This window comes from Arthrobacter sp. P2b (assembly GCF_900168295.1).
Classification (GTDB): Bacteria; Actinomycetota; Actinomycetes; order Actinomycetales; family Micrococcaceae; genus Arthrobacter.
This window is the reverse complement of the sequence record NZ_FVZL01000029.1, coordinates 1-21,477: the sequence shown is the minus strand read 5'-3', so window position 1 is coordinate 21,477 and position 21,477 is coordinate 1. Positions and strand designations below refer to the sequence as shown.

The 21,477-nt window shown below is 61.0% G+C and carries 18 protein-coding genes and 1 pseudogene; 6 read left to right on the top strand and 13 right to left on the bottom strand.

Annotation, left to right across the window (positions count from 1 at the left end):
• On the top strand, positions 1 to 315 hold a 315-nt coding region (locus tag B5520_RS21820), incomplete at its 5' end, for an SDR family oxidoreductase (protein WP_139386295.1).
• 109 nt (positions 316 to 424) lie between these two features.
• On the opposite strand, the gene B5520_RS21815 is transcribed toward B5520_RS21820, so the two are convergent.
• Both B5520_RS21815 and B5520_RS21810 read right to left on the bottom strand, forming a co-directional pair.
• Positions 425 to 1,432: an alpha/beta hydrolase gene (locus B5520_RS21815; protein WP_079599158.1), complete on the bottom strand. Its 1,008-nt coding sequence runs from the start codon at positions 1,430 to 1,432 to the stop codon at positions 425 to 427.
• Between the two features lie 82 nt (positions 1,433 to 1,514).
• Positions 1,515 to 2,702, bottom strand: a complete 1,188-nt coding sequence (locus B5520_RS21810) for an acetyl-CoA C-acyltransferase (RefSeq protein WP_079599157.1) — start codon at positions 2,700 to 2,702, stop codon at positions 1,515 to 1,517.
• A 357-nt stretch (positions 2,703 to 3,059) separates the two neighbouring features.
• On the opposite strand from B5520_RS21810, the gene B5520_RS21805 reads away from it, so the two are divergent.
• Positions 3,060 to 4,658: an FAD-dependent monooxygenase gene (locus tag B5520_RS21805; protein ID WP_079599156.1), complete on the top strand. Its 1,599-nt coding sequence runs from the start codon at positions 3,060 to 3,062 to the stop codon at positions 4,656 to 4,658.
• A gap of 584 nt (positions 4,659 to 5,242) precedes the next feature.
• Here B5520_RS21805 and B5520_RS21800 read toward each other — a convergent pair.
• Positions 5,243 to 6,118 (bottom strand): isocitrate lyase/PEP mutase family protein, encoded by an 876-nt coding sequence (locus B5520_RS21800; RefSeq protein ID WP_139386294.1) that lies wholly within the window; start codon positions 6,116 to 6,118, stop codon positions 5,243 to 5,245.
• A 178-nt stretch (positions 6,119 to 6,296) separates the two neighbouring features.
• Between B5520_RS21800 and B5520_RS21795 the strand changes: the two genes are divergently transcribed.
• A complete protein-coding gene (locus tag B5520_RS21795) occupies positions 6,297 to 7,121 on the top strand; it encodes a crotonase/enoyl-CoA hydratase family protein (RefSeq protein ID WP_079599154.1) in 825 nt (274 codons plus the stop codon).
• Between the two features lie 258 nt (positions 7,122 to 7,379).
• The gene (locus tag B5520_RS21790; RefSeq protein ID WP_079599153.1) at positions 7,380 to 8,639 is read left to right on the top strand and encodes a M24 family metallopeptidase; all 1,260 of its coding nucleotides are present in this window, start codon (positions 7,380 to 7,382) and stop codon (positions 8,637 to 8,639) included.
• A 289-nt stretch (positions 8,640 to 8,928) separates the two neighbouring features.
• Here the strand turns inward: B5520_RS21790 and B5520_RS22625 are convergent.
• The 5 genes and pseudogenes from B5520_RS22625 to B5520_RS21770 all read right to left on the bottom strand — a co-directional run.
• Positions 8,929 to 9,026 (bottom strand): annotated as a pseudogene (locus tag B5520_RS22625) (IS481 family transposase); the annotation flags it as partial.
• A 433-nt stretch (positions 9,027 to 9,459) separates the two neighbouring features.
• A complete protein-coding gene (locus tag B5520_RS21785) occupies positions 9,460 to 10,962 on the bottom strand; it encodes an NAD-dependent succinate-semialdehyde dehydrogenase (RefSeq protein ID WP_079599152.1) in 1,503 nt (500 codons plus the stop codon).
• Positions 10,963 to 11,036: 74 nt separating this feature from the next.
• Positions 11,037 to 12,722, bottom strand: coding sequence for a thiamine pyrophosphate-dependent enzyme (locus tag B5520_RS21780; RefSeq protein ID WP_079599151.1), 1,686 nt, complete (start codon positions 12,720 to 12,722; stop codon positions 11,037 to 11,039).
• Between the two features lie 61 nt (positions 12,723 to 12,783).
• Positions 12,784 to 14,097 (bottom strand): dihydrolipoamide acetyltransferase family protein, encoded by a 1,314-nt coding sequence (locus B5520_RS21775; protein ID WP_079599150.1) that lies wholly within the window; start codon positions 14,095 to 14,097, stop codon positions 12,784 to 12,786.
• 26 nt (positions 14,098 to 14,123) lie between these two features.
• Positions 14,124 to 16,340: an alpha-ketoacid dehydrogenase subunit alpha/beta gene (locus tag B5520_RS21770; protein ID WP_079599149.1), complete on the bottom strand. Its 2,217-nt coding sequence runs from the start codon at positions 16,338 to 16,340 to the stop codon at positions 14,124 to 14,126.
• Positions 16,341 to 16,489: 149 nt separating this feature from the next.
• On the opposite strand from B5520_RS21770, the gene B5520_RS21765 reads away from it, so the two are divergent.
• Both B5520_RS21765 and B5520_RS21760 read left to right on the top strand, forming a co-directional pair.
• Positions 16,490 to 17,161, top strand: a complete 672-nt coding sequence (locus B5520_RS21765) for a GntR family transcriptional regulator (RefSeq protein WP_104443667.1) — start codon at positions 16,490 to 16,492, stop codon at positions 17,159 to 17,161.
• Positions 17,162 to 17,180: 19 nt separating this feature from the next.
• On the top strand, positions 17,181 to 17,735 hold the full coding sequence (locus B5520_RS21760; protein ID WP_079599147.1) for a VOC family protein: 555 nt from the start codon (positions 17,181 to 17,183) through the stop codon (positions 17,733 to 17,735).
• A gap of 46 nt (positions 17,736 to 17,781) precedes the next feature.
• Here B5520_RS21760 and B5520_RS21755 read toward each other — a convergent pair whose 3' ends face one another.
• The 5 genes from B5520_RS21755 to B5520_RS22875 all read right to left on the bottom strand — a co-directional run.
• Positions 17,782 to 18,045, bottom strand: a complete 264-nt coding sequence (locus B5520_RS21755; RefSeq protein ID WP_254865671.1) for a hypothetical protein — start codon at positions 18,043 to 18,045, stop codon at positions 17,782 to 17,784.
• Positions 18,046 to 18,297: 252 nt separating this feature from the next.
• On the bottom strand, positions 18,298 to 18,510 hold the full coding sequence (locus tag B5520_RS21750; RefSeq protein ID WP_079599146.1) for a hypothetical protein: 213 nt from the start codon (positions 18,508 to 18,510) through the stop codon (positions 18,298 to 18,300).
• A gap of 121 nt (positions 18,511 to 18,631) precedes the next feature.
• On the bottom strand, positions 18,632 to 19,171 hold the full coding sequence (locus B5520_RS21745; protein WP_079599145.1) for a flavin reductase family protein: 540 nt from the start codon (positions 19,169 to 19,171) through the stop codon (positions 18,632 to 18,634).
• Positions 19,172 to 20,076: 905 nt separating this feature from the next.
• Positions 20,077 to 21,300, bottom strand: coding sequence for an epoxide hydrolase family protein (locus B5520_RS21740; RefSeq protein ID WP_079599144.1), 1,224 nt, complete (start codon positions 21,298 to 21,300; stop codon positions 20,077 to 20,079).
• On the bottom strand, positions 21,297 to 21,477 hold a 181-nt coding region (locus B5520_RS22875; protein WP_217700364.1), incomplete at its 5' end, for a hypothetical protein. The genes B5520_RS22875 and B5520_RS21740, both read right to left, overlap by 4 nt.

Genomic DNA, 21,477 nt, shown 5'->3' with positions numbered 1-21,477 from the left:
TGGGCAGGGGCGGGCATCCCGCTCAACGGCGTGGCCCCGGGCGTCATCGTTACCCCCATGACGGCGCCGTACCTGGCTACCGAGGAGGGCAGGGCCGGTCTCCTGGCCGGGGTGCCGATCCGTTTGCATGGTCCGGCGGAGCCGGTGGACGTAGCGAGGTTGTTGGCGTGGTTGACGGGGGAGGAGAACACCCACATCACGGGGCAGTTGGTATTCATTGACGGCGGCGCCGAAGCAGTGGTGCGGGGGCCGGAAGTGTTCGGTGGAGCAACCACAACAAGAGTGCACCTCACCGGCGCCCAGGGCCGTTTATAGCAGTTCTGCACCTCCAGACGAATGACAGGCGGGGAGGGCGGCGGTCTCGATACGGCCCCCTGGGTCCCTGCCGTGAACCCGCCTTCTCTTGTTCGGTTCTGAGGGCAGGCTATCTTTCGAACAGCCGCCGGAACCAGTTCATTTGCGCCATGCGAGCCGATCTCGATACGGCAGCATTGGGAGCCATGGTATCGAAGCCGTGGAAGCCGCCTGGCCAAACGTGGAGTTCAGCAATTCCTCCCGCAAGCCATATCGCGCTGGCATATGCCACTGCTTCATCGCGGAATGTCTCTGCTGAGCCCACGTCGATGAATGTCGGAGGTAGGGACGACAAATCAGTTGCCCGGGCCGGCGCCGCGTAAGGTGGCACATCACGGCAGCCCTTGGATTCCCCAAGAACGGCCGTCCAGCCGGTCTCATTCGAACTCTGATCCCAGAATCCTTTACCGGCCATTTGATGCGCCGAAGGAGTGTCGTTGCGATCATCGAGCATCGGACACCGCAAAAACTGCCCTATCAGCTTGGGCCCGGAGTGGTCACGTGCCATGAGGGTAACCCCGGCCGCCAGCCCGGCGCCAGCACTTCCGCCGGCAATGACGATGCGTTCGGGCGCGACGTTGAGCTCGTGGGCATGTTCTGCAGTCCAAACCAGGCCTGCATAGCAGTCGGCTAAAGGACCGGGGTGGGGATGCTCCGGCGCCAGCCGATACCCCGCAGAGATAACAGCCAGCTGTAACTGTTCAGCGATGTCCAGCATGAGCGTGATTCCCGTCCTGTTGTTGCCGAGTATCATTCCGCCGCCGTGCAGATAATAGATTGCACCCGTTGGCGCTACCGTTCCATTGGGCCTGCAGATCAGTAATGGTATGTCCGGAGCTCCTTCGGGGCCGGGCGCGAACCGCTCCTCAACATGGAAAGCACCTTCGCGGCTGAGGGCTTCGTTAGACAGCCCACCCTCGTTCGCCAACTCGCGGGCCCTGGCTTCACTGATGTTGTCGGAGCGGAATGCATTCGGAGGGACGGACTGGTGGATTACGGCCAGCACTGCGGCAAGCTCCGGGTCAAACGGCGGCGGTGGACCAACTTCCGTCGCACGAGACGTGTCCTGGGACGCCATCAGAAACTCCTCAGATAGACAGAACTTGTGTAGCAGTGAAGACGCGGGGCCGTTAAGGGGTTAGGGGAGCCACCGTCGACGGTTAGAGGGACAGCAGTAGCGCCTCCCCTTGGCCGCCGCCCCCGCAGAGTGCTACACCAGCCTTGCCGGCTCCGCGGCGCCCCAGTTCGTGTATGGCCGATACGACAAGACGTGCACCGGAAGCACCAATGGGGTGACCCAGAGCGATGGCTCCGCCGTTGACATTGACCCTGTCCATTCCGATTGCCAGCCTTGCGGCGGAGTGAAGAGACACCGATGCGAAAGCCTCGTTGATTTCCAGGAAGTCCAGATCCTTCACACTCCACCCGGCCTTATTCAACGCCTCTTCGATGGCGTCGGCGGGCCTGTCAGGCAGAGAAGTGTCGGGCCCGGCAGTCTGGCCATGAGCTCCCAAAACCGCAAGGATATCCAGCGAGTGCTTCTCGGCGTAGCTTCGCGTTGTCAGGACGACAGCTGCCGCACCGTCGGTAAGAGGTGATGCATTGCCGGCAGTGACGGTCCCAGAAACGGAGAAAGCGGGTTTGAGCTTGCCAAGTGCCTCTTCATTGCTGTCCGGGCGAATCCCCTCATCGCGCCTAACCAGGTGCGTCGTTCCACGGCGATCCGGCACTTTGATTGACGTTACCTCCTTGTCAAAAATCCCGGCGTCCTGGGCAGCGGCCGCTCGCCGGTGCGAGTCCGCAGCGACTTTGTCCTGCCCTGCGCGGGCAATGCCCAACTTTTCGTTGGCATGGTCCGTGTTCAGTCCCATGGTTTGATGGTCAAAGGCGTCAATCAGGCCGTCGTGTGCGGCCGCATCGGTAAGAACTGCTTTCCCGTAGACAAAGCCTGAGCGCGAACCCGCCAACAAGTGTGGTGCGTTACTCATGGATTCTTGCCCACCTGCGACCACCACGGTTGCTTCCCCCAATTTGAGCAACCGGCTGCCTTCGATGATGGCGCTTAGCCCGGAAAGGCAAACCTTGTTGACAGTTACGGCGTGGGCGCGGAGGGATATCCCCCCGGTTACGGCCGCCTGTCGGGCTGGGTTTTGGCCCGCCCCCGCCTGGAGCACTTGCCCCATGATGACTGCATCGATCCTACCGCCGTCGATGCCTGCCCGTTCGAGCGCAGCTGCAATTGCTGCACCACCGAGCTCCGGCGCGGAGAGCGGAGCGAGCTGACCCATCAGCCGTCCCTGCGGGGTACGGGCGGCGCCAACAACAACTACGTCTTCTGTGCGGTTCATTTCTCTCCTCAGAATGCTGGCGGCGGTGGGCCTTAAGTTGGAAAATTCAATACCGGGATGTCGAACACTCATGACATGAGCCGGGGATGTGCCGGCGTCGATTCTCGTCGGCGACAGACCTTGCTGAACATAGCTAAAGATCGCGTAGGTAACTATCGAGTGGTGAATGCTACTATCGTACTACGCGATTCTTGTAGGGCTAAAGGAATGCAAAGGAGCATATTCGGTGAGTAGTGCTGGAATTCATGAGAGCGCGCACGTTCTCGATAGTGACGGTGGACGCGGGTTTCGCGTCGTTTTTCCTGGGAACTCCAGGTATGTCGGGGTGAATCGGTGAGCGCGGGGAGCGATGCATCCATGCGTAGCGTGGATGTGTTGATTGTCGGGGCCGGTCCGGTCGGGCTATCAGCTGCAATTCTTTTGGGGCGGTTTGGTGTTAACACGCTCGTTGTCGAGCGACGCAGGGGGCGGTCGCGCCACCCGAGGTCCCGGGCGGTCACCTGCCGGACAATGGAAGTGTTTCGCGGTCTTGGCCTAACGGAAAGCGTGCGTGCCGGTGCTCTTCCCAGTGGACCACGGCGTCTTCTGGGGAAGGATGCTGTATCGCCTTGGCGCTCCGAGGTCACAAGCGGAGGGGGCGAGGATTCGCCGGCGGACACCAGTCTCGGCCCTGAGTCTCTGCAGGTTGTGCTCTGCTCACAGGACGTGCTCGAGCCGATCCTTGTTGAGGCAGCCGAAGCTGAAGACACGGTCGCAATTGAGCTTGGCAAATCCGTGTCGTCCGTTCAGGACGTCGGGAAAGAAGTAGTCGTGTCGATCACTAACGACGAAGGCCAGGAGGAGGTTCGTGCGAAGTACGTGATTGCGGCTGACGGTGCCTCGAGTCAAGTGCGTGAGGCTCTGGGTATCAGGACGACTGGCGAACAAAACCTTCAGACCGCCGTCAGCGTATTATTCCGTTCACCTGTTATCAGGAAGCGCACGGGCGACCCGGCGAGCTTCCTGTACATCGACAATCCGGACACAGTCGGAGCGGTAGTTATCGCTCCCGTTGACGCGGAGGACAGGGTGGCCATGTTGGGGCGGCCGTTGGTTATGGACAGGCTGCCGTTCGAGGACATCGATTGGACGGCCCAGGTGCGTAGCGCCATCGGTGATCCCGATGAATCCGTTGAGCTGATCGATGCCCGGACCTGGACGGTGGGTGCATGGGTCGCCGACCACTACAGCCGCGGTCGAATCCTCCTCGCAGGAGATGCGGTTCACGTAATGCCGCCCTACGGTGGGTTCAACCAAAACACCGGTATCCAAGATGTTCACAATCTCGCATGGAAGCTGTCGGCTGTCCTTGAGGGGTGGGCTGATCCCGCTCTTCTGGCCACCTACGACGCGGAGCGGCGCCCTGTTGCAGAGTTCAATAATGCAGAAGCCGTCCGCAATTTTCGCTCGATTGTGGGAAATTCCGGCACAGGTCCACGTTCATTCCGGCAGGAGAACTTCGTACACCCAGGACTGGACATAGGGTTCCGCTACGACCATGGAGCGGTAGCCGGAGTCTCATCAGTGGATTCGAGCTGGCCTGTGGGCGAGTTCGTTCCTACGGCTGCGGTCGGGGAGCGCGCCCCGCACGTATGGCTTGACGCTGAAGGCACGAGGTCCACCCTTGATCTTTTTGGGCGAGAGCTCGTTATTCTGGCGCGTCACGGTTCGCCAGCGGCAAAGCAGGCCGCCCAGTCTGCCAGCGATCTCCACATTCCCTACCAATCGATCTCGTTCGGGCCGGCGGGAGACTATATTGACGCGGAAGCTGCATGGGCTGACGCCTACAGTGTGAACGATGATGAGGCAGTACTTGTGCGACCAGATGGGCACGTTCTCGCCCGCCTTACTAACAGTGACCCTAGCGCTGCCGATCAGGCCTTGCTCGCTTACACGGGCCGCGCCGTGACGATTTGATTGACAGCTCCATACTGGACGCCCCCACTATGCAATCCGCATAGTGGGGGCGTTGGTCCATGCGGGGGAGTGCTTCTCTTCGTCGCCTGGACTCAGGTCAGGCGCGGAACCAGGCGCTCCTTGTGCCGCACTCAGTCGAGCATTGCGAATCGTCTGATAGGCGTATTCCCCGTCGAACGCGTCCTGAGCGGCTGTCCGTTCGCCCGCAGGACCCCGGATGGCGGGCCGAACCGGCCCAGAGCCGGCAAACCACAGCCCCTCAGGCAAAAACGCGGGCATTGACTACGTCCACGTTGCAAACAGAACCCTTAAACCGCACCATCCATGAGGGCTGGTGCGGTTACTGGCAACCACTCCACAGGCGGAGCTCAGGCTCCTGCTTCCCGTCAAAAATAAGCCATGCCCGAGTCGAGGGTCATCGACGACTGTGGCATGGCGGGGAAGGGAGAATCAGGCGTTTCTGCATGGAGCTGCGGACGCGCAGCCCCATGCAGAAAGTCTAGAGAAACGTTGGGTATGCGCTTCTCGGGCGAACCAACTCTGGTCGGGGACGAAACGAGCCTGGAACGGTGGAGCGGAGGCTGTCAGGAGTATCCGTAGTGACGGGCCCTGCGTGCCCATTCTGCGGCATCGATTGCCTCCATGATGGGTGTGTATGCACCGCCTGTTGCCTCACCCTCGAGCAATTCTCCTCGCGTCAGGCGGGACAGGTTGTCGCGGAATCCTGCCACTGCTCCGTTGATGGTGTTGATGACAAGCAGTATCTTCACCCCCGCCGCTTCAAGTTCCTGTCGCTCTTCAAGGGTCGGGTTCTTAACCGTAACCATCATGTACTGTCCCGCGACGACTTCAGTGAGTTTAGGGAGCTCGAGGAGCGGAAAACCGCACGGGTAGAGCATGTCAGCGCCAGCTGCTGAGTATGCAGCCATGCGTTCAGCCAGATCGTCGAAGCCGAAACGAGCGGCGTCGGAGCGGGCGACGATCACAGTGTCGGGAGAGGTCCGTGCTTCGGCGCACGCGCGTATGATATTGCTCATTTCCTCGACGCTGCGGAGCTTCAGCTGGGGTTTCCATCGGTCGCCGCCGTCTTTAGGAGTCCAAAAATGTTTGGTCGCCGGGATCATGTCTTCGACCAGCAGGGCAGCGACGCCTGCTTGCTCTGCCAGTTGGACTCCCCGAAAAGCCTGCAGCGGTGACCCTCCTGCGTCATCGAAGTCGAGGATGAGGGGGAGGTCCGTCACTGCCGTAATACGTCTACCAGCCTCGATTAACTCATCTTGGGTGATGAATCCATTATCCGGAATTCCGAAGTGAAAGTTGGAGTACGTGCCGCCAGCTATCAAGACGACGTCGAAACCAGCCTGTTCCACCAACTTCGCTGATAGGGCGTCGTATGCCCCGGGCGCGATGACCATTCCAGGGCTGGCAAGGAGTTCTCGGAGTCGTTGTGCGGGTTTCAAGAGGCGTTTCCCTTCAATGGGTAATAAGTGCTCCCTACGGTCACGGGTTGACCGCGTGAAGACCTGAAGTCATAATGGGTGATCATATCACGATAGCAACATTCACCATTTGAAATCCGTTGCCGCGAAGATGATTTAGTTCGTGCAACCCCTTTAGACATACCAGAAGGTTGAACTCATGCAACAGACGCAGCCCGGTGTAGAGGCTGGTAACAGCACAGATGAGCCAAGTGTGCGGGTTAGTGACTCCGGAGGGATCCGAGTGGTGACTATCGTACGTCCGCAAAAACGGAACGCGATTGATCGTCCTACAGCTCTCGCTCTCGCAGCGGCATTTGATGCCTTTGATGCCGACGACTCCTTGAGTGTTGCAGTTTTGACCGGGGCCGGCGGGTACTTCTCGGCCGGAGCTGATCTCGGCTCTGTTTCCAGAGGTGAATTTCCGGTATTGGAAGGACGGGGCTTCGGAGGCATCACCCGCCGACCACCGGTAAAGCCGGTAATTGCTGCCGTGGAGGGCTATGCCTACGCTGGCGGCTTTGAGCTTGCCCTCGCGTGTGACCTCATCGTCGCAGGTTCTAATGCCTTGTTTGCATTGCCCGAGGCAAAGCGGGGGCTTATCGCAGCAGGCGGTGGACTTCTCCGGTTGCCGGATCGCATTCCCTACCACCTGGCCATGGAGTTGGCTCTGCTGGGGGAACCGATTACAGCGACGCGCCTGGCTGAGCTCGGTTTGGTCAATCGTTTGGCAGAGCCTGGCGGGGCGCTTGATGCTGCGCTCGAGCTCGCGGGAAAAATCCAGCTCAGCGGCCCGGTCGCAACGCGAACTGCCAAGCGAATCATCGCTGAGTCCCGTTACGCAATGACCGAGCTTCGCTTCGCTGACCAGGAAAACATCGTCGCCCCACTGCGCAGCGGCGCCGAAGCCCGGGAGGGAGCTCTTGCTTTCGTGGAGCGCCGGGACCCCGCCTGGGTGACAGCCGCAAGGGAAGCCCGTTCGTGACGGTCATTGCTCTGACGGGACTTCAGAATTGACGCGCATTCTTGTGTGAATGGCGCAAGTCACCATGTCGGGCGGACACCTCCCGCTCATAGCGTTATATCTAAACCAAGGTGTTGGCAGGGAGCCCTGCGATTGTGTTGAAGAAGCCGGCGACCGTCCCAACGCCGTGGGTCGCCGGCAGGGGTCGCGAAATAGCTTTGTCCGCGGCTTCCGATCAACGCATGCCAACCCTGCGAATTCATTTATGAAAGGCAAGCGATGCATCCTGCAAACCACCAAAAACTGCACTTCGGCCCAACGCGTACTGAGCTTCACGTCGGCGTGGACATCGATCGAATGCGCCGGGAACGAGCCGAACGAATGCGGGAACTTATGCGCGAGAAGGGGATCGCGGCACTCCTTCTCACTGGAGCAGACAATGTTCGCTACCTGACAGGCTTTTGGTGGGGAGAGTTCAGCCTCCAGGTTGGCTATGCACTCTTCTTCGCCGACGACGAAACTGTCGTTTTTGCGCCTGCCGGTTCGCTACAGCAGATGCCCGACCAGGCTCCTTGGATCTCCCAATGGCGCCCAGCGATTTCATGGCTTGGCGGCGTAGCACCGAAGTCGGCCACCGCGGAACTTTCCGCTGCGTTCGCGGCACAGATTCGGGATGAACTCGCTGCTCATTCACTTGCCGGCGAGCAGTTGGCCGTGAGCGAGATTGATGAACCAGGAATGGTCGCACTGGCGAATGCTGGCATTAAAACTGTGCCTGGCCTGCCGCTGCTCCTTGAGTGCTCAACCATCAAAACTGCTGACGAAGTGGCGTGCATTTCGATGGCCGCGAGCCTCAGCACTGCAGCGTTCGAGGCTACGCGGACGGCATTGCGTCCCGGGGTGAAGCAGGTCCAGATCGCCACCCTTGCCCGCCGCGCGATTGAAGATGCGGGCGCGGAGGTCGGTGCTGCCAGATTGCTCTCCGGACCGTTGTCGTTCCCGCGCGGCATCAGCGGCGGAGACCGCATCGTTGAACACGGTGACCTTGCCTACCTGCTCACCTGCGGCACTTCCTATATGGGGTACACAGCGTGCCTATACCGCCAGTACATCGTTGGCAGGCCTCCGACTCCTGCTGAGCGTTCTTCCTATACAAAATTGACGGACCGCCTGGACCTGGCGATGTCGCTTATGAAGCCGGGAGCGAGCACTGCAGACGTAGCTTCTGTACTGGCGCCGGCTGAAGACCTGGGCTTTCCCAACGAGACAGAATGTTTCAGCATCGAACTCGGACACGGAATCGGCTTGGTCAATGCTGGCTCCCGAGCCATTCACTACAACCCACCCACAATCACACGAGCTTGGTCCCTCGATCACCCTGAGGAAATCAAGGAAGGCATGGTGATTGCGATCGAAGGAATCGAAGGAGAGCACCGCGTCGGAGGCGTTCGTCTCGAAAACCTCGTAGTCATCACTGCCAACGGCGCAGAACTGCTCGACCACTATCCTCGTGAGGAAATGGTCCAGACGGCTGGCTAACGGTCAAGGGTGCGGCATCGAAGTACGAAGCCAGCGCAGCCCGCGAGGACGTGAAGCAGGCTAAGGACCTTATCCGAAGAGGGCCTGAGATCCGGATTACCGGATCTCAGGCCCTCTTTTTGCTTGTTGGGTTGTGGGTTGCAGCGCCGTTATAACTTTGACCTTGGGATTTCTTGTGCAGGTTCTCGGGCGGAAGCGGCCGGTCGTCTGCGGACTCGTCTTTCCCAATCGGATGGACCACGAGTGCGATGTCTGACCCTTGGGTTTCGAATCAAGCTTTGGCATGCTGCCAGAATACTGCGGCGGTTCCTTAGTCTCATCGGTGAGGATCGCTATGGAGGCCAATCGCGAATGGTCATCGACGGCGCTGTGGAGATAGTGATAACCGAGCCAGGTCACTTTTGCCGCCCGCTCACGCGGCTTGCGACGATTCGCCGTTCCGTACCCGTTGCTGTGCAACGGGGAGGAGTCAGATCGTCAGGGGCACGTGAAGACCTCCGTGCGTGGAATTGGACTCTTGACAAGCCCCACTCCGCACGGAGGTCTTCTTCATGTCACCACAACGCCGAGCGCCATCAATGTCCATGGGCGGCGAGCGGTCGTTTCCCTGGCGTGTCAGGACTGCTTGGGAAGATCGACAGAACAGCCTCCTTTCGATGGCAACAGTGCTGGTAAGGCTCCCATGTCACCGACTGTCGTGCTTACGACATAAAACACAAAACCTGGGGTGAAACAGGCCAGCAGGCGAGCCCACCGTCATTTCACCCCAGATTCGCCCTACGCCTCCTATCAAGCGCGATAACGCCTGATCGGATGTCTGTTAGTCGGCGTAAGGGTCGGCGATGCCGATGTATTGGGTGGTGGTGTATTCGGCGATGCCCTCTGATCCGCCTTCGCGTCCCAGGCCGGATTGCTTGACGCCGCCGAAGGGTGCTGCGGCGTTGGAGATGACGCCGGCGTTGAAGCCGACCATGCCAAACTCGATCTGCTCGGCCACCCGCAGGAGCCGGTTGAAGTCGCGGCTGTACAGGTAGGACGCGAGCCCGTATTCGGAGGCGTTGGCCAAGCGGATAGCGTCTTCCTCGGTGGCGAAGGTGGTGACGGGGGCGACGGGTCCGAAGATTTCCTGGCCCAGGATCGCGGCATCATTGGGAACGCCGCCGAGGACGGTGGGTTGGTAGAAGTAGCCGGGGCCGTCCACGGGTGCGCCGCCGGTGACGGCCACCGCTCCGGCGTCGACGGCGGCGCTGACCAGGGCGTGGACGTCGTCGCGGGCGCCGGAATCGATGAGCGGGCCCACTTGGGTGGCGGGCTCGGTACCGCGGCCCGTGGACAGGGCGCCCATGGCCGCGGCAAACTTCTGCGTGAACTCGGCGGCGACGGTTTCGTGGACGAGGAAGCGGTTGGCGGCGGTGCAGGCCTCGCCCATGTTCCGCATCTTGGCCGCCATGGCCCCTTCAACAGCCTTGTCCAGGTCGGCGTCTTCGAACACGATGAACGGTGCGTTCCCGCCGAGTTCCATGGAAGTCCGCAGCACGTTCTGCGCGGCGTCGGCCATCAGGCGTTTGCCGACCGGCGTGGAGCCGGTGAAGGAGACCTTCCGCAGCCGGGAGTCCTTCAACAGCGGCCCGGAGATCCCGGATGCGGAGGAGGAGGCGACGACGTTCAGGACGCCGGCGGGCAGGCCGGCGTCGAGCATGGTCTGCGCGAAGTACTGCGCCGTCAAAGGGGTGAGTTTGGCGGGCTTGAGGACCATGGTGCACCCGGCCGCGACGGCGGGAGCAACCTTGCGGGTGGCCATCGCCAGCGGGAAGTTCCAGGGGGTGATGAGCAGGCACGGCCCGACAGGCTTGTGCTGGACGAGGATCTTGTTCTTCCCCTCCGGCGACGTCAGGTAGCGGCCGTAGTCGCGGACGGTTTCTTCGGAGAACCAGCGCAGGAATTCGGCGCCGTAGGTGACTTCGCCTCGGGCTTCGGCCAGGGGTTTGCCCATTTCCAGGGTCATGAGGAGGGCGAAGTCCTCGGCACGCTCGGTGACCAGGTCAAAGGCGCGGCGCAGGATCTCGGCCCGCATCCGGGGTGCGGTCCGTGCCCAGGACGCCTGCACGGCGTCCGAGGCGTCCAACGCGGCGACCGCGTCCTCGCTGGTCGCTGAGGCGAGGGTGGCGAGCACCTCCCCGGTGGCGGGGTCGTGCACGTCGAACGTGCCGCCGTCGGACGCCTCCCGCCACTGCCCGCCAATCAACAGGCCGGTCGGGACGGAAGCAAGAAGGGAAGCCTCCTGCTCGGGAGAAACGGCAGGGGACATTGTGGAGACAGTCATAAAGGGAAGTCCTTAAGGGTTATAGGGGTTTCGACAGGCTCAAATAAGAGGCCGAGGCTGGCTGTGGGGGAGGGTTAGTAGGCCTTGACCCTCTGCTCAACCACTAAGTGGATGAGTGCAAACGTTCGGTCTTCATCGATCGCGTGAAGCGCTGCTGCGACGGCGGCAGGAATGTCGGCGTCGCGTTCCACCTTGATCCCGAAACCCCCAAAGGCCTGTGCCATGAGCGCGAATTCCGGGTTCTTCAATTGGGTGCCCGAAACCCGTTCGGGGTAATGCCGCTCTTGATGCGTGCGGATGGTCCCGTACTCCTGGTTGTCCATCACGATGACCAGGGGAGTGGCGCCATACTGGGCCGCGGTGGCCAGTTCCTGCCCATTCATGAGGAACTCGCCGTCGCCGGCGATCGTCACTACGCGCCTGCCGGGGTATTCCAGGGATGCGGCGATAGCGGACGGTATGGAGTAGCCCATGGAGCCGTTGCGGGCGCTGATCATGGAGGCGTAGCGCTGGGTGGGGAAGTAGCGGTGCGCCCAGTTGGTGTGTTCGCCGGCGCCCAGGGTGACCATGGCGTCATGGGGGAGGGCTGGGACGAGGTTGGCCATCAGGGTGTCCATCCGTGCCGGACCGGCCGACGGCGTCGCCGGGGGGAGAGCGGCGAAGGCAACCTGCTCGGCGCGCATTTTCGATGTCCAGTCCACCCATTCGTCTTTGACTGGAAGGTCGATTTTGGCCAAGTCGCGGATAAAGACGTCCGGTTTGGCCAGGATCTGGTAGGAGACGGGTCCGGAGCGGCCGCGGAGGGACGGGTCGATCGTGACGAGGAAGTTCTTCTTTGTCCAGTCCTGGCGGCAGAGGAATCCGTCGGTAATAACATCTCCAGGGACCGTGCCCACAAAGACCAGCAGGTCGGTTTCTTCCAGCAGATCGTAGGTGGGGCGGGGCCGACCGTAGCCGATCGGGCCTACGTAGGAGGGCGAATCAAAGGGGATGGTGCCTTCGGTGCGCCATTCGGCGGCGGCCGGGATGTGGTGCTTTTCCAGCCAGTGCGTGAGTTGGTCGGCGCCTTCCTGCGTCCAGTCGTTTCCGCCGGTGACGAACAATGGCTTGCTGGATGCGGCCAAAGCATCGGCCAGGGCGGCCGCGTCCACGGTGGTCATGCCACCGGTGGCGACCGGGATGGGTGGATGGAGTTCGGCAGGGATCTGTTGGCGGATAACGTCTTCTGGCAGGCCAACGACGACGGGACCTGGCCGTCCGCTCATGGCCGCGAAGAGGGCTTCAGCGACAATTTCGGAGGCACGTTCTGCGTGATCCAGGACCATGACCCGTTTGGCGCCTGTATCGAACCAGGCTTTGATGTCGAACTCCTGGAAGGCCTCACGATCCCGGTGGGCGAAGGGGATCAGACCCACAAACAGCACCATGGGGGTGGAGTCCTGCCAAGCGGTGTGCAGGCCAACATGGGCATTGGCGGCGCCGGGTCCACGGGTAACCATGGCAATGCCGGGCAGCTGGTTCATCTTGCCGTCAGCCTCGGCCATGTAGGTGGCGCCACCTTCATGACGGCACACGATGGTTTCGATGGACGAGTCGTGGAGTCCGTCAAGAACGTCCAGGAAGCTCTCACCCGGCACCACATGGGCCCGTTTGATGCCGTGGGAGGCGAGCGTATCAACAATAACGTGCCCGGCGGACTTACGGGATGCCTGCAGCAGGTCCCCTGGCAACTCGCCTTGCTCGGCTGTTAATTGAGTCATGGATAAAGCCTTTTCGCTGGATGCCGCGTCTTTACGCAACAGGATTCGGTGGGGGATGCGACTACAGGAGGATGCTGAGCGGGTTCTCAATGCGCGCTTTGAAGGCGGCCAGCAATTGGGCTGCCACCGCGCCGTCGATAACACGGTGGTCCGCGGAGAGGGTGCAACTCATCACTGTGGCAACTGCCAGTTGGCCGTCGCGCACCACCGGGCGTTGCTCGGCCGCCCCCACGGCCAGGATCCCGGCTTGGGGCGGGTTGAGAATCGCGGAGAACTCGCGCGTCCCGTACATCCCCAAGTTGGTCAGGCTGAAGGATCCGCCCTCGAGTTCCTGTTGCCGGATCCGCCCGGTGCCCGCGCGTTCTTTGTAGTCGCCCATGGTTCTGCCCAGGGAGCTGAGGGAGAGGCTTTCCAGGCCGCGAACTACCGGTGTCAACAGCCCGTCAGCGGTGGCGATGGCCACGGAGACATCCACCGTGGAATAGCGGCGGATGGCGCCACCTTGCCATGACGCGTTCGCGGCTGGCACGTCCACGAGCGCACCTCCCAGGGCTTTGAGGACAAGATCGTTGACGGTTGCCTTGTGCCCCGCAGGGAGCGAGCCCTCGTTAATTTGCTTGCGCAAAGCCAGGAGCGCGTCCATTTCGACGTCGATGGAGACGTAGAAATGGGGAACTGTCGTCTTGGACTCGGTAAGCCGCCGTGCGATGGCTTTGCGCATGCCCGAGAGAGGTTCGTCCTGGAAGTTCTGCACGCCTGGCGCCTGCTGCGTTTCCGCTGGGGGCAGCACGACAGTTTCTTCCGGCGTGGGAGTTGTTTCGGGGATGGCTGCCTGCTGCCGGCGGGCAGCTTCAACATCTCCGCGCAAAATCCTGCCGTTGGGTCCGGAGCCTGCCAAGGCTGCGAGGTCGACGCCCAGTTCTTTTGCAAGCTTTCGAGCCAGGGGTGACCCGAATATGCGCGAGTCACGTCCCTGAGCATTGCGGGACGGCTCCTGGGTCGCGTCCGGAGCCGTAGGCCGCGTATCCCGCCGGGTTGTTGGTGCTTCAGTGTCCTCGGGCACCGGATGCTCGGCAAGGCTGTGGGAGGTGCCGCCCGCGGAGGCGATCTGCTTGTCTACGGACGCTTCGTCTTCCCCCGCTTCTACGAGCACAGCAATGGGCTCACCGACACCCACGGAAGTTCCCGGCTGTATTAACAGCCTTCCGATAGTGCCGGGAAACTCAGCCTGCAGTTCAACAGTGGCCTTTTCAGTCTCAATTTCGGCGATAGGCTGTCCGGCGGCGATGGTGTCACCTATTTTTACGAGCCAATCCTGGAGTGCTGCCTCGGTGGCGTCTGCGACGACGGCCGGCATGGTGATGATGGTTGCCATGATGAAAGTCCTTCGATGGATCGGGTTCAGGAACGGCCGAGGTTGCGGGCTACTTCGTCGAAGCCGGCAAGGACGTCGTTGAGATCGGCGTTGGCGGCGGCCTCAAGGACTTTCGAGATGCTCGGCGCGGCTTCCTTGCCCGTAACGCGTTGGATGGGCTGGTCGAGGTAGTCGAAGAATCTGCGCTGGATCTCGTCAGAGAGCCAGCCGCCATATGAGGTGCCGCGGGCACCCTGCTCGACGATCAGGACGTTGTTGGTTTTCTGGATTGAGGCGCCGATGGTGTCCCAGTCCAGGGAGGCGCGGTCAAGCCAGCGCAGATCAATAACTTCCGGGTCCAGATCCGGGCGTTGCTCAGCCGCCTGCAGTGAAACGTCCACCATGTTCAGGTAGCTCAGTACGGTGACGCCTTCGCCTGTCCGCCGCACGGCAGCTTTGCCGACAGGCAACTGGTAATCAAGATTCCCTTCGGGAATGCCTCCCTTGGTCCCGTAGAGGTCGACGTGTTCAAGGACGAGCACGGGGTCCTGGAGTTCCAAAGCTGTGTTCATCAGCCCGATGTAGTCGTGGGGCGTTGACGGCGCTACAATGCGCCAGCCCGGGTTGTTGGCAAAGATCCCTGCCGGATCCATGGAATGCTGGGAGCCATAGCCGGCTCCCATTGCCACCTTGGACCGAAGCACCACAGGCATTGAGGACTGGCCACCGAACATATGCCGGGCCTTGCCGATCTGGTTGAAAATCTGGTCAGCGGCTACCCACAGGAAGTCCGAGTACATGAACTCGACGACGGGCTTGTAGCGGCCTGTCATGGACAGGCCGCCTGCCAGGCCGGCGAAGGCGTTTTCGCTGATTGGTGTGCCCAGGACCCGCTCGGGATAAGCATCTTTCAGCCCGCGGGTAGCGCCGTTGGTGCCGCCTTTGAGCCGGTGCACATCTTCGCCGAGGACCAGCACGCCCGGGTCCATGTCCATTCGGCGGCCGAGTACATCTGCAATGGCATCCACGAAGCGGCGCTGCACGGTGCCGTCTTCGTTTTCTTCGCCGAGCGCTGTGCCGGTCAATGCCGGTTCACTCCTGATGTCGGTATCCACTGCAGCAGGATCCGGCCAAAGGATGGGGCGGATCCGGCGGGCGCCTTTAGCGCTTTCCGGGTCCTTTTCCGTGATTTCGTCCACAATCCGGGTGATTTGCTCGGTGATGTGCGAGGTGAGATCACTCAATTGTTCGTCCGTGAGCAGTCCGCGACGGGTCATCTCCGCGGCCAGTTTGGCCAAGGGGTCGCGATCACGCCACTGCTTTTCCTCCTCCTTGGTTCGATAGCCGAAGGCGCTGCCGGGGAAGGGGCCGTTCTGGTGGAAAAAGCGGTAGGTTTCCGCTTCGATGAGGGTTGCACCCTTGCCGGCGCGCATGTGGTCCACGGCTGCCTTTTGGGCAAGGTAGACAGCGAGGGGATCCATGCCGTCCACACGCCAGGACCTGATTCCGAAGCCGGGGCCACGAGCCGCCAGCCGAGGTTCGCCGGTTACGTCGGCAACATGGGTCGAGACGGCGTAGAGATTGTTTTCGATGTAAAAGCACAGCGGCAGGCGCCATGCAGCAGCCAAATTGAGCGTCTCCAGCGTGGACCCGATATTTGAGGCGCCATCGCCGAAATAGGTCACCGTGACCCCCATGCCGCCTGCCTGCCCGCCGTCGTCGTGGACTTCCGCGTCATGCCGCTGGGCCCAGGCATTGCCAGCGGCAAGCGGAACTCCGCCACCCACGATGGCGTTGGTGCCCAGCGCTCCGGCCTCAAGCCACTGCAGGTGCATTGACCCGCCCCGGCCGCCGCTGAAGCCGGCCTTGAGACCCAAAATTTCGGACATCGTCCGTCGGATGAATTCCGTCACCTGGTCGTTCTTTATCCCGTCGATGATGGACATGCCGTTCGGGAACAGATAGGCAAGACCTTTTGCCAGGAACTGGTGATGGCCGCGGTGGGTGCCGTTGACGCCGTCGGCTCCCCGCAGCGCCAGAATGGATCCCACCGCTGCTCCCTCCTGGCCGATGCTGGAGTGGGCGGGGCCGTGTACCAGGCCCTCTGCCGCCAGCTGCAGGATAACTTCCTCAAAAATCCGGATGGTGTGCATCTGCACCAGCATGGATTCGAGCAACTCGGGAGCTGCTGCGTCCCAGTCTTCGCGGGTTGTGCGCAGCTCTGTGCACTCGGTCGAGTAGGTCAAGGGCGTTGTGGTTGACATCTATGGCTCCCATTGGGCGAACGTGCGTGGGTTAGGCGTTCGTCCAACCATAAGTGAGTGATTGGATCCAATGCAAGAACTTTTAGCGTTTAGTCGCCGCATTTGGCACACGAATGGATCCATTCAGCGTGTGTCCGTATGCTGTATGTATGTCCACCCAAGCTGTTCTGCTGAAAAAATCGGGCGCTGCAAGCCAGCGCATCGCAGACGAACTAAGTCAAAGGATTCTCGACGGCGACCTCGCGCCCGGCACGAGGATCCGCCAGGAGCAGATCGCGGAAGAGTTCGGCGTCAGCAGGCTGCCCATCCGCGAAGCCTTGCGAATTCTTGAGTCGCACGGGTTGGTGACTCTGGTTGCGTCATCCGGGGCCTGGGTCAGTTCCATGAACCTGGCGGAGTGCCAGGAGACCTATCTGATCCGTGAACGGATTGAGCCGCTCGCACTGGGGCAGGCCATCGACAGCCTCAGCACGGAAACCCTGGATCGGCTCACTCGGCTGGCCAGGGACATGGAGAACTGCCAGGTGGTGGAGGACTTTGTCGAACTGGACCGTGAATTCCACCTGTTGAGCTTTCAGGACGCGGGCATGCCAACGTTGCTGGAGATGGTCGAAAGGCTCTGGAACACCACTCAGCATTATCGGCGCGCGTACGTGCAGCTAATCGGTCCCGCGGGACTCGAAGATACACACTTGGAGCATCGGCTCCTTTTGGCGGCCATCCGCCGTCGTGACATCCGCTCTGCGGAGGAATTGCTGGCCATGCATGTCCGCAAGACCCGCATTGCCCTGCTTGATCATCCTGAAATATTCGATCGCTAGATAGTTGCTGGAGAAGTACATGAACCAGGACGCCGAACAGCAAGACATAGCCCTCAAGGAACGGCGTGGGCTGCCGGGGATTCGTGGCACGGACCATATCGGGTTCACAGTGCCCGATATGGAACAAGCTCACGAATTCTTCGTCAATGTCATCGGGTGCCAGCATGTCTACTCGCTGGGGCCTTACCCGCAGGATCCCGAGTTGATGAGAACCAAGCTCAATGTCCACCCGGAGTCGACGCTGGCGGAGATTCGCTTCTACCGCTGCTTCAACGGGGCGAATTTTGAGGTCTTTAATTACTCCTCCCCGGATCAACGGCGGGAACAGCCCCGCAACAGCGACATCGGGGGCCATCACCTCGCCTTCTACGTCGAGGATCTCGATGTAGCTGTCGACTACCTGAAAGGCCAGGGGATCCAGGTACTTGGGGAACCGACGTCAAGTTCTGGAGCCAGCAAAGGCCAGCGTTGGGTCTATTTCCTGGCGCCGTGGGGAATGCAATTCGAACTCGTGTCCTTTCCTCAGGGTAAAGCCTACGAATCCGACTCTGCCGTCCGGCTCTGGGCACCATAAGAAGGTGTGGCAGTAATTGAAGGGCTACCCCGTGCGTCTTGCTCCGCTAGAGCTGATCGGGAGCCATACGGTACCGTAGGTCGCCGGACAGCTCTTGGGGAGTAACCCAGACCTGGTAGCCTACCCATGCCTCGAACATCTGGCGCGAATTAATGCCATCTGCTTTTATCCAAAGTGCAGAGGAGTCCGGCATGGCATCATCGACTATGCCATGCCTGACAACGCGGCCTTTGTAGCGGATTTCCACCAGTGTGTTGGTGAGGAGGCCCCATTCGAAGTGTTCGCGGGGAGTTGCCTGGTCGAGGGTCAATTCGTCTCCCAAGTTTGTGTTCGTGCAGAAGCGAACGCCCGTTTTAGACGAGCAACCGCTTAGCGGGATGAGCATGGATTCGTTGTGCGTGCAAAACTTTCCGGAAGAGGCGTCGGGCAGGTCCTTCTGCTTACCGGCCTTGCGGAGGTTCTGCGGGCTGGGACTGGGGTAAGCCGATCCGGTGTCAACAGTCAGCCTATTTTTTCGAACTGGTCGCTTCCGGAGTCTCTTGTGCCGTTCGGGGTAGAGGATTTACCACGCTTGGTGTTCGCGGGTCAGGCCGAACGGGACATCGTCGCTCAAAGCCACAGTGAACTTGTCCACGCCGTTGCGTGTCACCAGGATGCCGTGGCTCTTCTCTGCCAGCGCTCGAACTTTTGCGGTAGCGACAGCGGCATCAAGTTGGCCGTCCATGCTCTCGCGGTCGGCGACGGTCAGGGTCAGGGAGAACTTCGTGGTGGTCATGATAAAGCCTTATGGGACTCGGGTGTCGATAATGTAATTTCGACCGTATTCTTGTGGATTCAACCGCACCGTCCTAAGCAGGCGCGGTGGGAGTCGCCCGGATGTTCAGACGGCCAGTCGGCTACTTGACGTCGAAGGACTGGGCGCTGACGAGCTCGCGGAATTTGGCACCATGCCAGATGAGAGGCTCGTTCTCACCGACACCGAGTTTCCCGACCTCGAGCAGCACCATCCAGTGGTCACCTGCGTCAGAGACCTTGTGAATGGAGCACTCAAGCCACAGTGCTGCGTCTTCTATGAAAACGGCACCCTCGCGGTCAACCTCGATTGCGACCTGCTCGAAGCGGGCTGCGCGGTCCTTACTTGCCAGCTTGCGGGTGAGGTCTCCCTGTCCCTTGCCAAAGATGGAAACTCCGAGCCGGTTAGCATCCTTGATCAGTTCCCACGTCTCGGACGACTTCTGCACGGCGACCGCAACGAGACATGGTTCAAGCGATACGCCGACCATGAATGATGACGCTACGAGCGCGTGCTTTTCCTTGCAGATCTCGGCTGCCAGCACTGCGACGCCGGACGGGAACTGCGCGAAGGCGCTACGGACGGTCATCGGATCGTCTCCGAATGCCCTTACCTTGGGGCGGGTCAATACGTCTTGAGTCATCGGACTCTTCCTTTCAATAATGGATGCACGGCTTCGTCGTCCGGCAAATGTTTGCTTGCCCCTCGAGGTAAATTGGAGGAGCGCAGGAGATGTTGACAGCTACTGGGTCGGGGTCTTCACGAGCCCAGTAGCAGGACTTATGGTTTGTCGCTCTTAGCGTGGGGCCGGCTTGCTTAGGCCTTGGTGTTTCGGACGGTCTCGAACGTAGCGGGTGCTCACCGTATCTCCTTTGATGTCAGTGCGCCGGCTTCTGTGCCGGCCTTTGGTTCGTGATTAACGTTACGAGCGGGGGGTGGACGCGCGGCAGTGCAAACCACGTCAGTACAGTAGGAAAACGCGCCAATTTGGGGAAGCGTAATATCAGGTCCGGCCGGTGCGGGGACTGCCGTCGTATTTTTTGATTCTGCTAGGCCTAACTAGCCTCAAGCCAAGCTTGTAGGCGGGACGCAAAGAAACGGATCATAGCGCCCCCGGGACGGAGGCATCCGATAGGGCCCCGAGCGATTTCGAGCCGCCGCTGTGCTTGCTTAACCCCGTCCAGAGTGTGGGAGCCGTGGGGCGGAGCTTCACGAGGTGCATCGCTTAACGGAAAAGGCCAACCGATACAAGGTATCGGTTGGCCTTTTCTAGAGTTGGCTCGGTAGGTGGAGTAAGCAGGGTGCCCGCGCGAGGAGACGTTTCGTGGGTTTCCGGGGTTCGCTTCCGCCGGGCCGCGAAAACATCGCCAGGCTTTCGAGGGAACGGGTCACCAGAGCCCTGGTAGGCCGGGCAGCCGTGGATTCGGCGCGAGCTCCCCCGAGGCCTTTACTTGCCAGCTCGCCCGGGTAATAGAGCGTACAACCTTAAGTTGAAAGCCGAGGCACGAGGCAGTGCTGGGTGCAAGGATCGGCCTACGCTGTTGGCGGTCAAGCCATTTCCGCGACCGCGGCGCGTACCTGTTGCGCATCATCCCGGGTACTCCCTTTTACGGCCGTATTGCGGAAGGTTGCCCTTAGTTCGTCGACGAACTCTTGCGGCCGTTCCCAAGACGCGAAATGCCCGCCCTTTTGCAACTCGTTGAAGTGGACAAGCTCGGCGAAGCGGGGCTCGGCCCAGCGACGGGAAAAACGCGCCTTCTCGCCCGGGAACATGCTGATTCCTGTCGGCGTGGGCATCGGGTTATCCGGTGTCACCATCCACGGCGACTCCCGCTCGACCTCCCAGTAGAGTCGAGCAGAGCTGGGCCCCGTGTTAGGTAGCCAATAGAGCATTATGTCGTCGATCATCGCGTCGAGCGAGAACACGCGTTCCGGGTTGCCGTCACTGTCCGAGACGTCCTGGAACATCGCGTACATCCAGGCCGCCAGACCGACGGGCGAATCTGCAAGACTGAAACCGATTGATCCCGGCCGTGTGCAGTGCACCTTGTTATAACCCGAAATGTGATCCATGTAGTACTGCAGGTCCGCCAGCATCGCCTTTTCCTCGCCCGAGGCAGCGGATAGTTCTTCGTCCGTGGGAGCGAACATCGCGAGATTGAGGTGAATCCCGACGAGAGGGTCCGGATTCATGTAGCCGAGAGCCAAGGTAACCTGTGCCCCACGGTCCCCACCCTGGGCCGCCCATCGACTGTATCCGAGCCGCTCCATCAAAACTACCCAAGCATCGGCGATGCGCTGGATACCCCACCCGGTGGTCGTCGGCTTGTCGGAGAACCCATGCCCGGGAAGAGATGGGATCACTAAGTGGAAGGCGTCTGAAGCCTTCCCGCCATGCGCCACCGGATCCGTCAGCGGGCCGATGACGTCCCGAAACTCTAAGACAGAGCCCGGCCACCCGTGGGTAATCAGAAGGGGGAGTGCATCCGGCTCGGGTGAGCGCACGTGCAGGAAGTGGATGTCGAGCCCGTCGATCTCGGTTTTATACTGCCCGAGTCCATTCAGCATTTTTTCGCAGGCTCGCCAGTCGTAATGGTCGCGCCAGTGCTCCACCAGCGAACGGATCTTGGCCAGCTGGGGTCCTTGGCTGCTGTCGAGGACGGTTTCCGGGTCGGGCCACCGAATCCGATCCAGGCGCGACTGAAGATCCTCGAGCTCACTTTGGGGGATCGATAGGTGAAAGGGACGGACGAGGTCAGTACTGTTTTTCACCGTGCTGTCCCTGCTGGTGCGGAGGCGTATGCTTTGCGCGGGTCGTCCCCGTTGGTGCCGGTCAAGCGGGGATTGGAGCCGGTTTCGGGGAGGGGGGTGGGTTTCCAGCCGGCGCCGATTGCGACGAGGCCTTCGGTCATCATGCCGTGGCTGACGCCTTGGATCATGAGTTTTTTG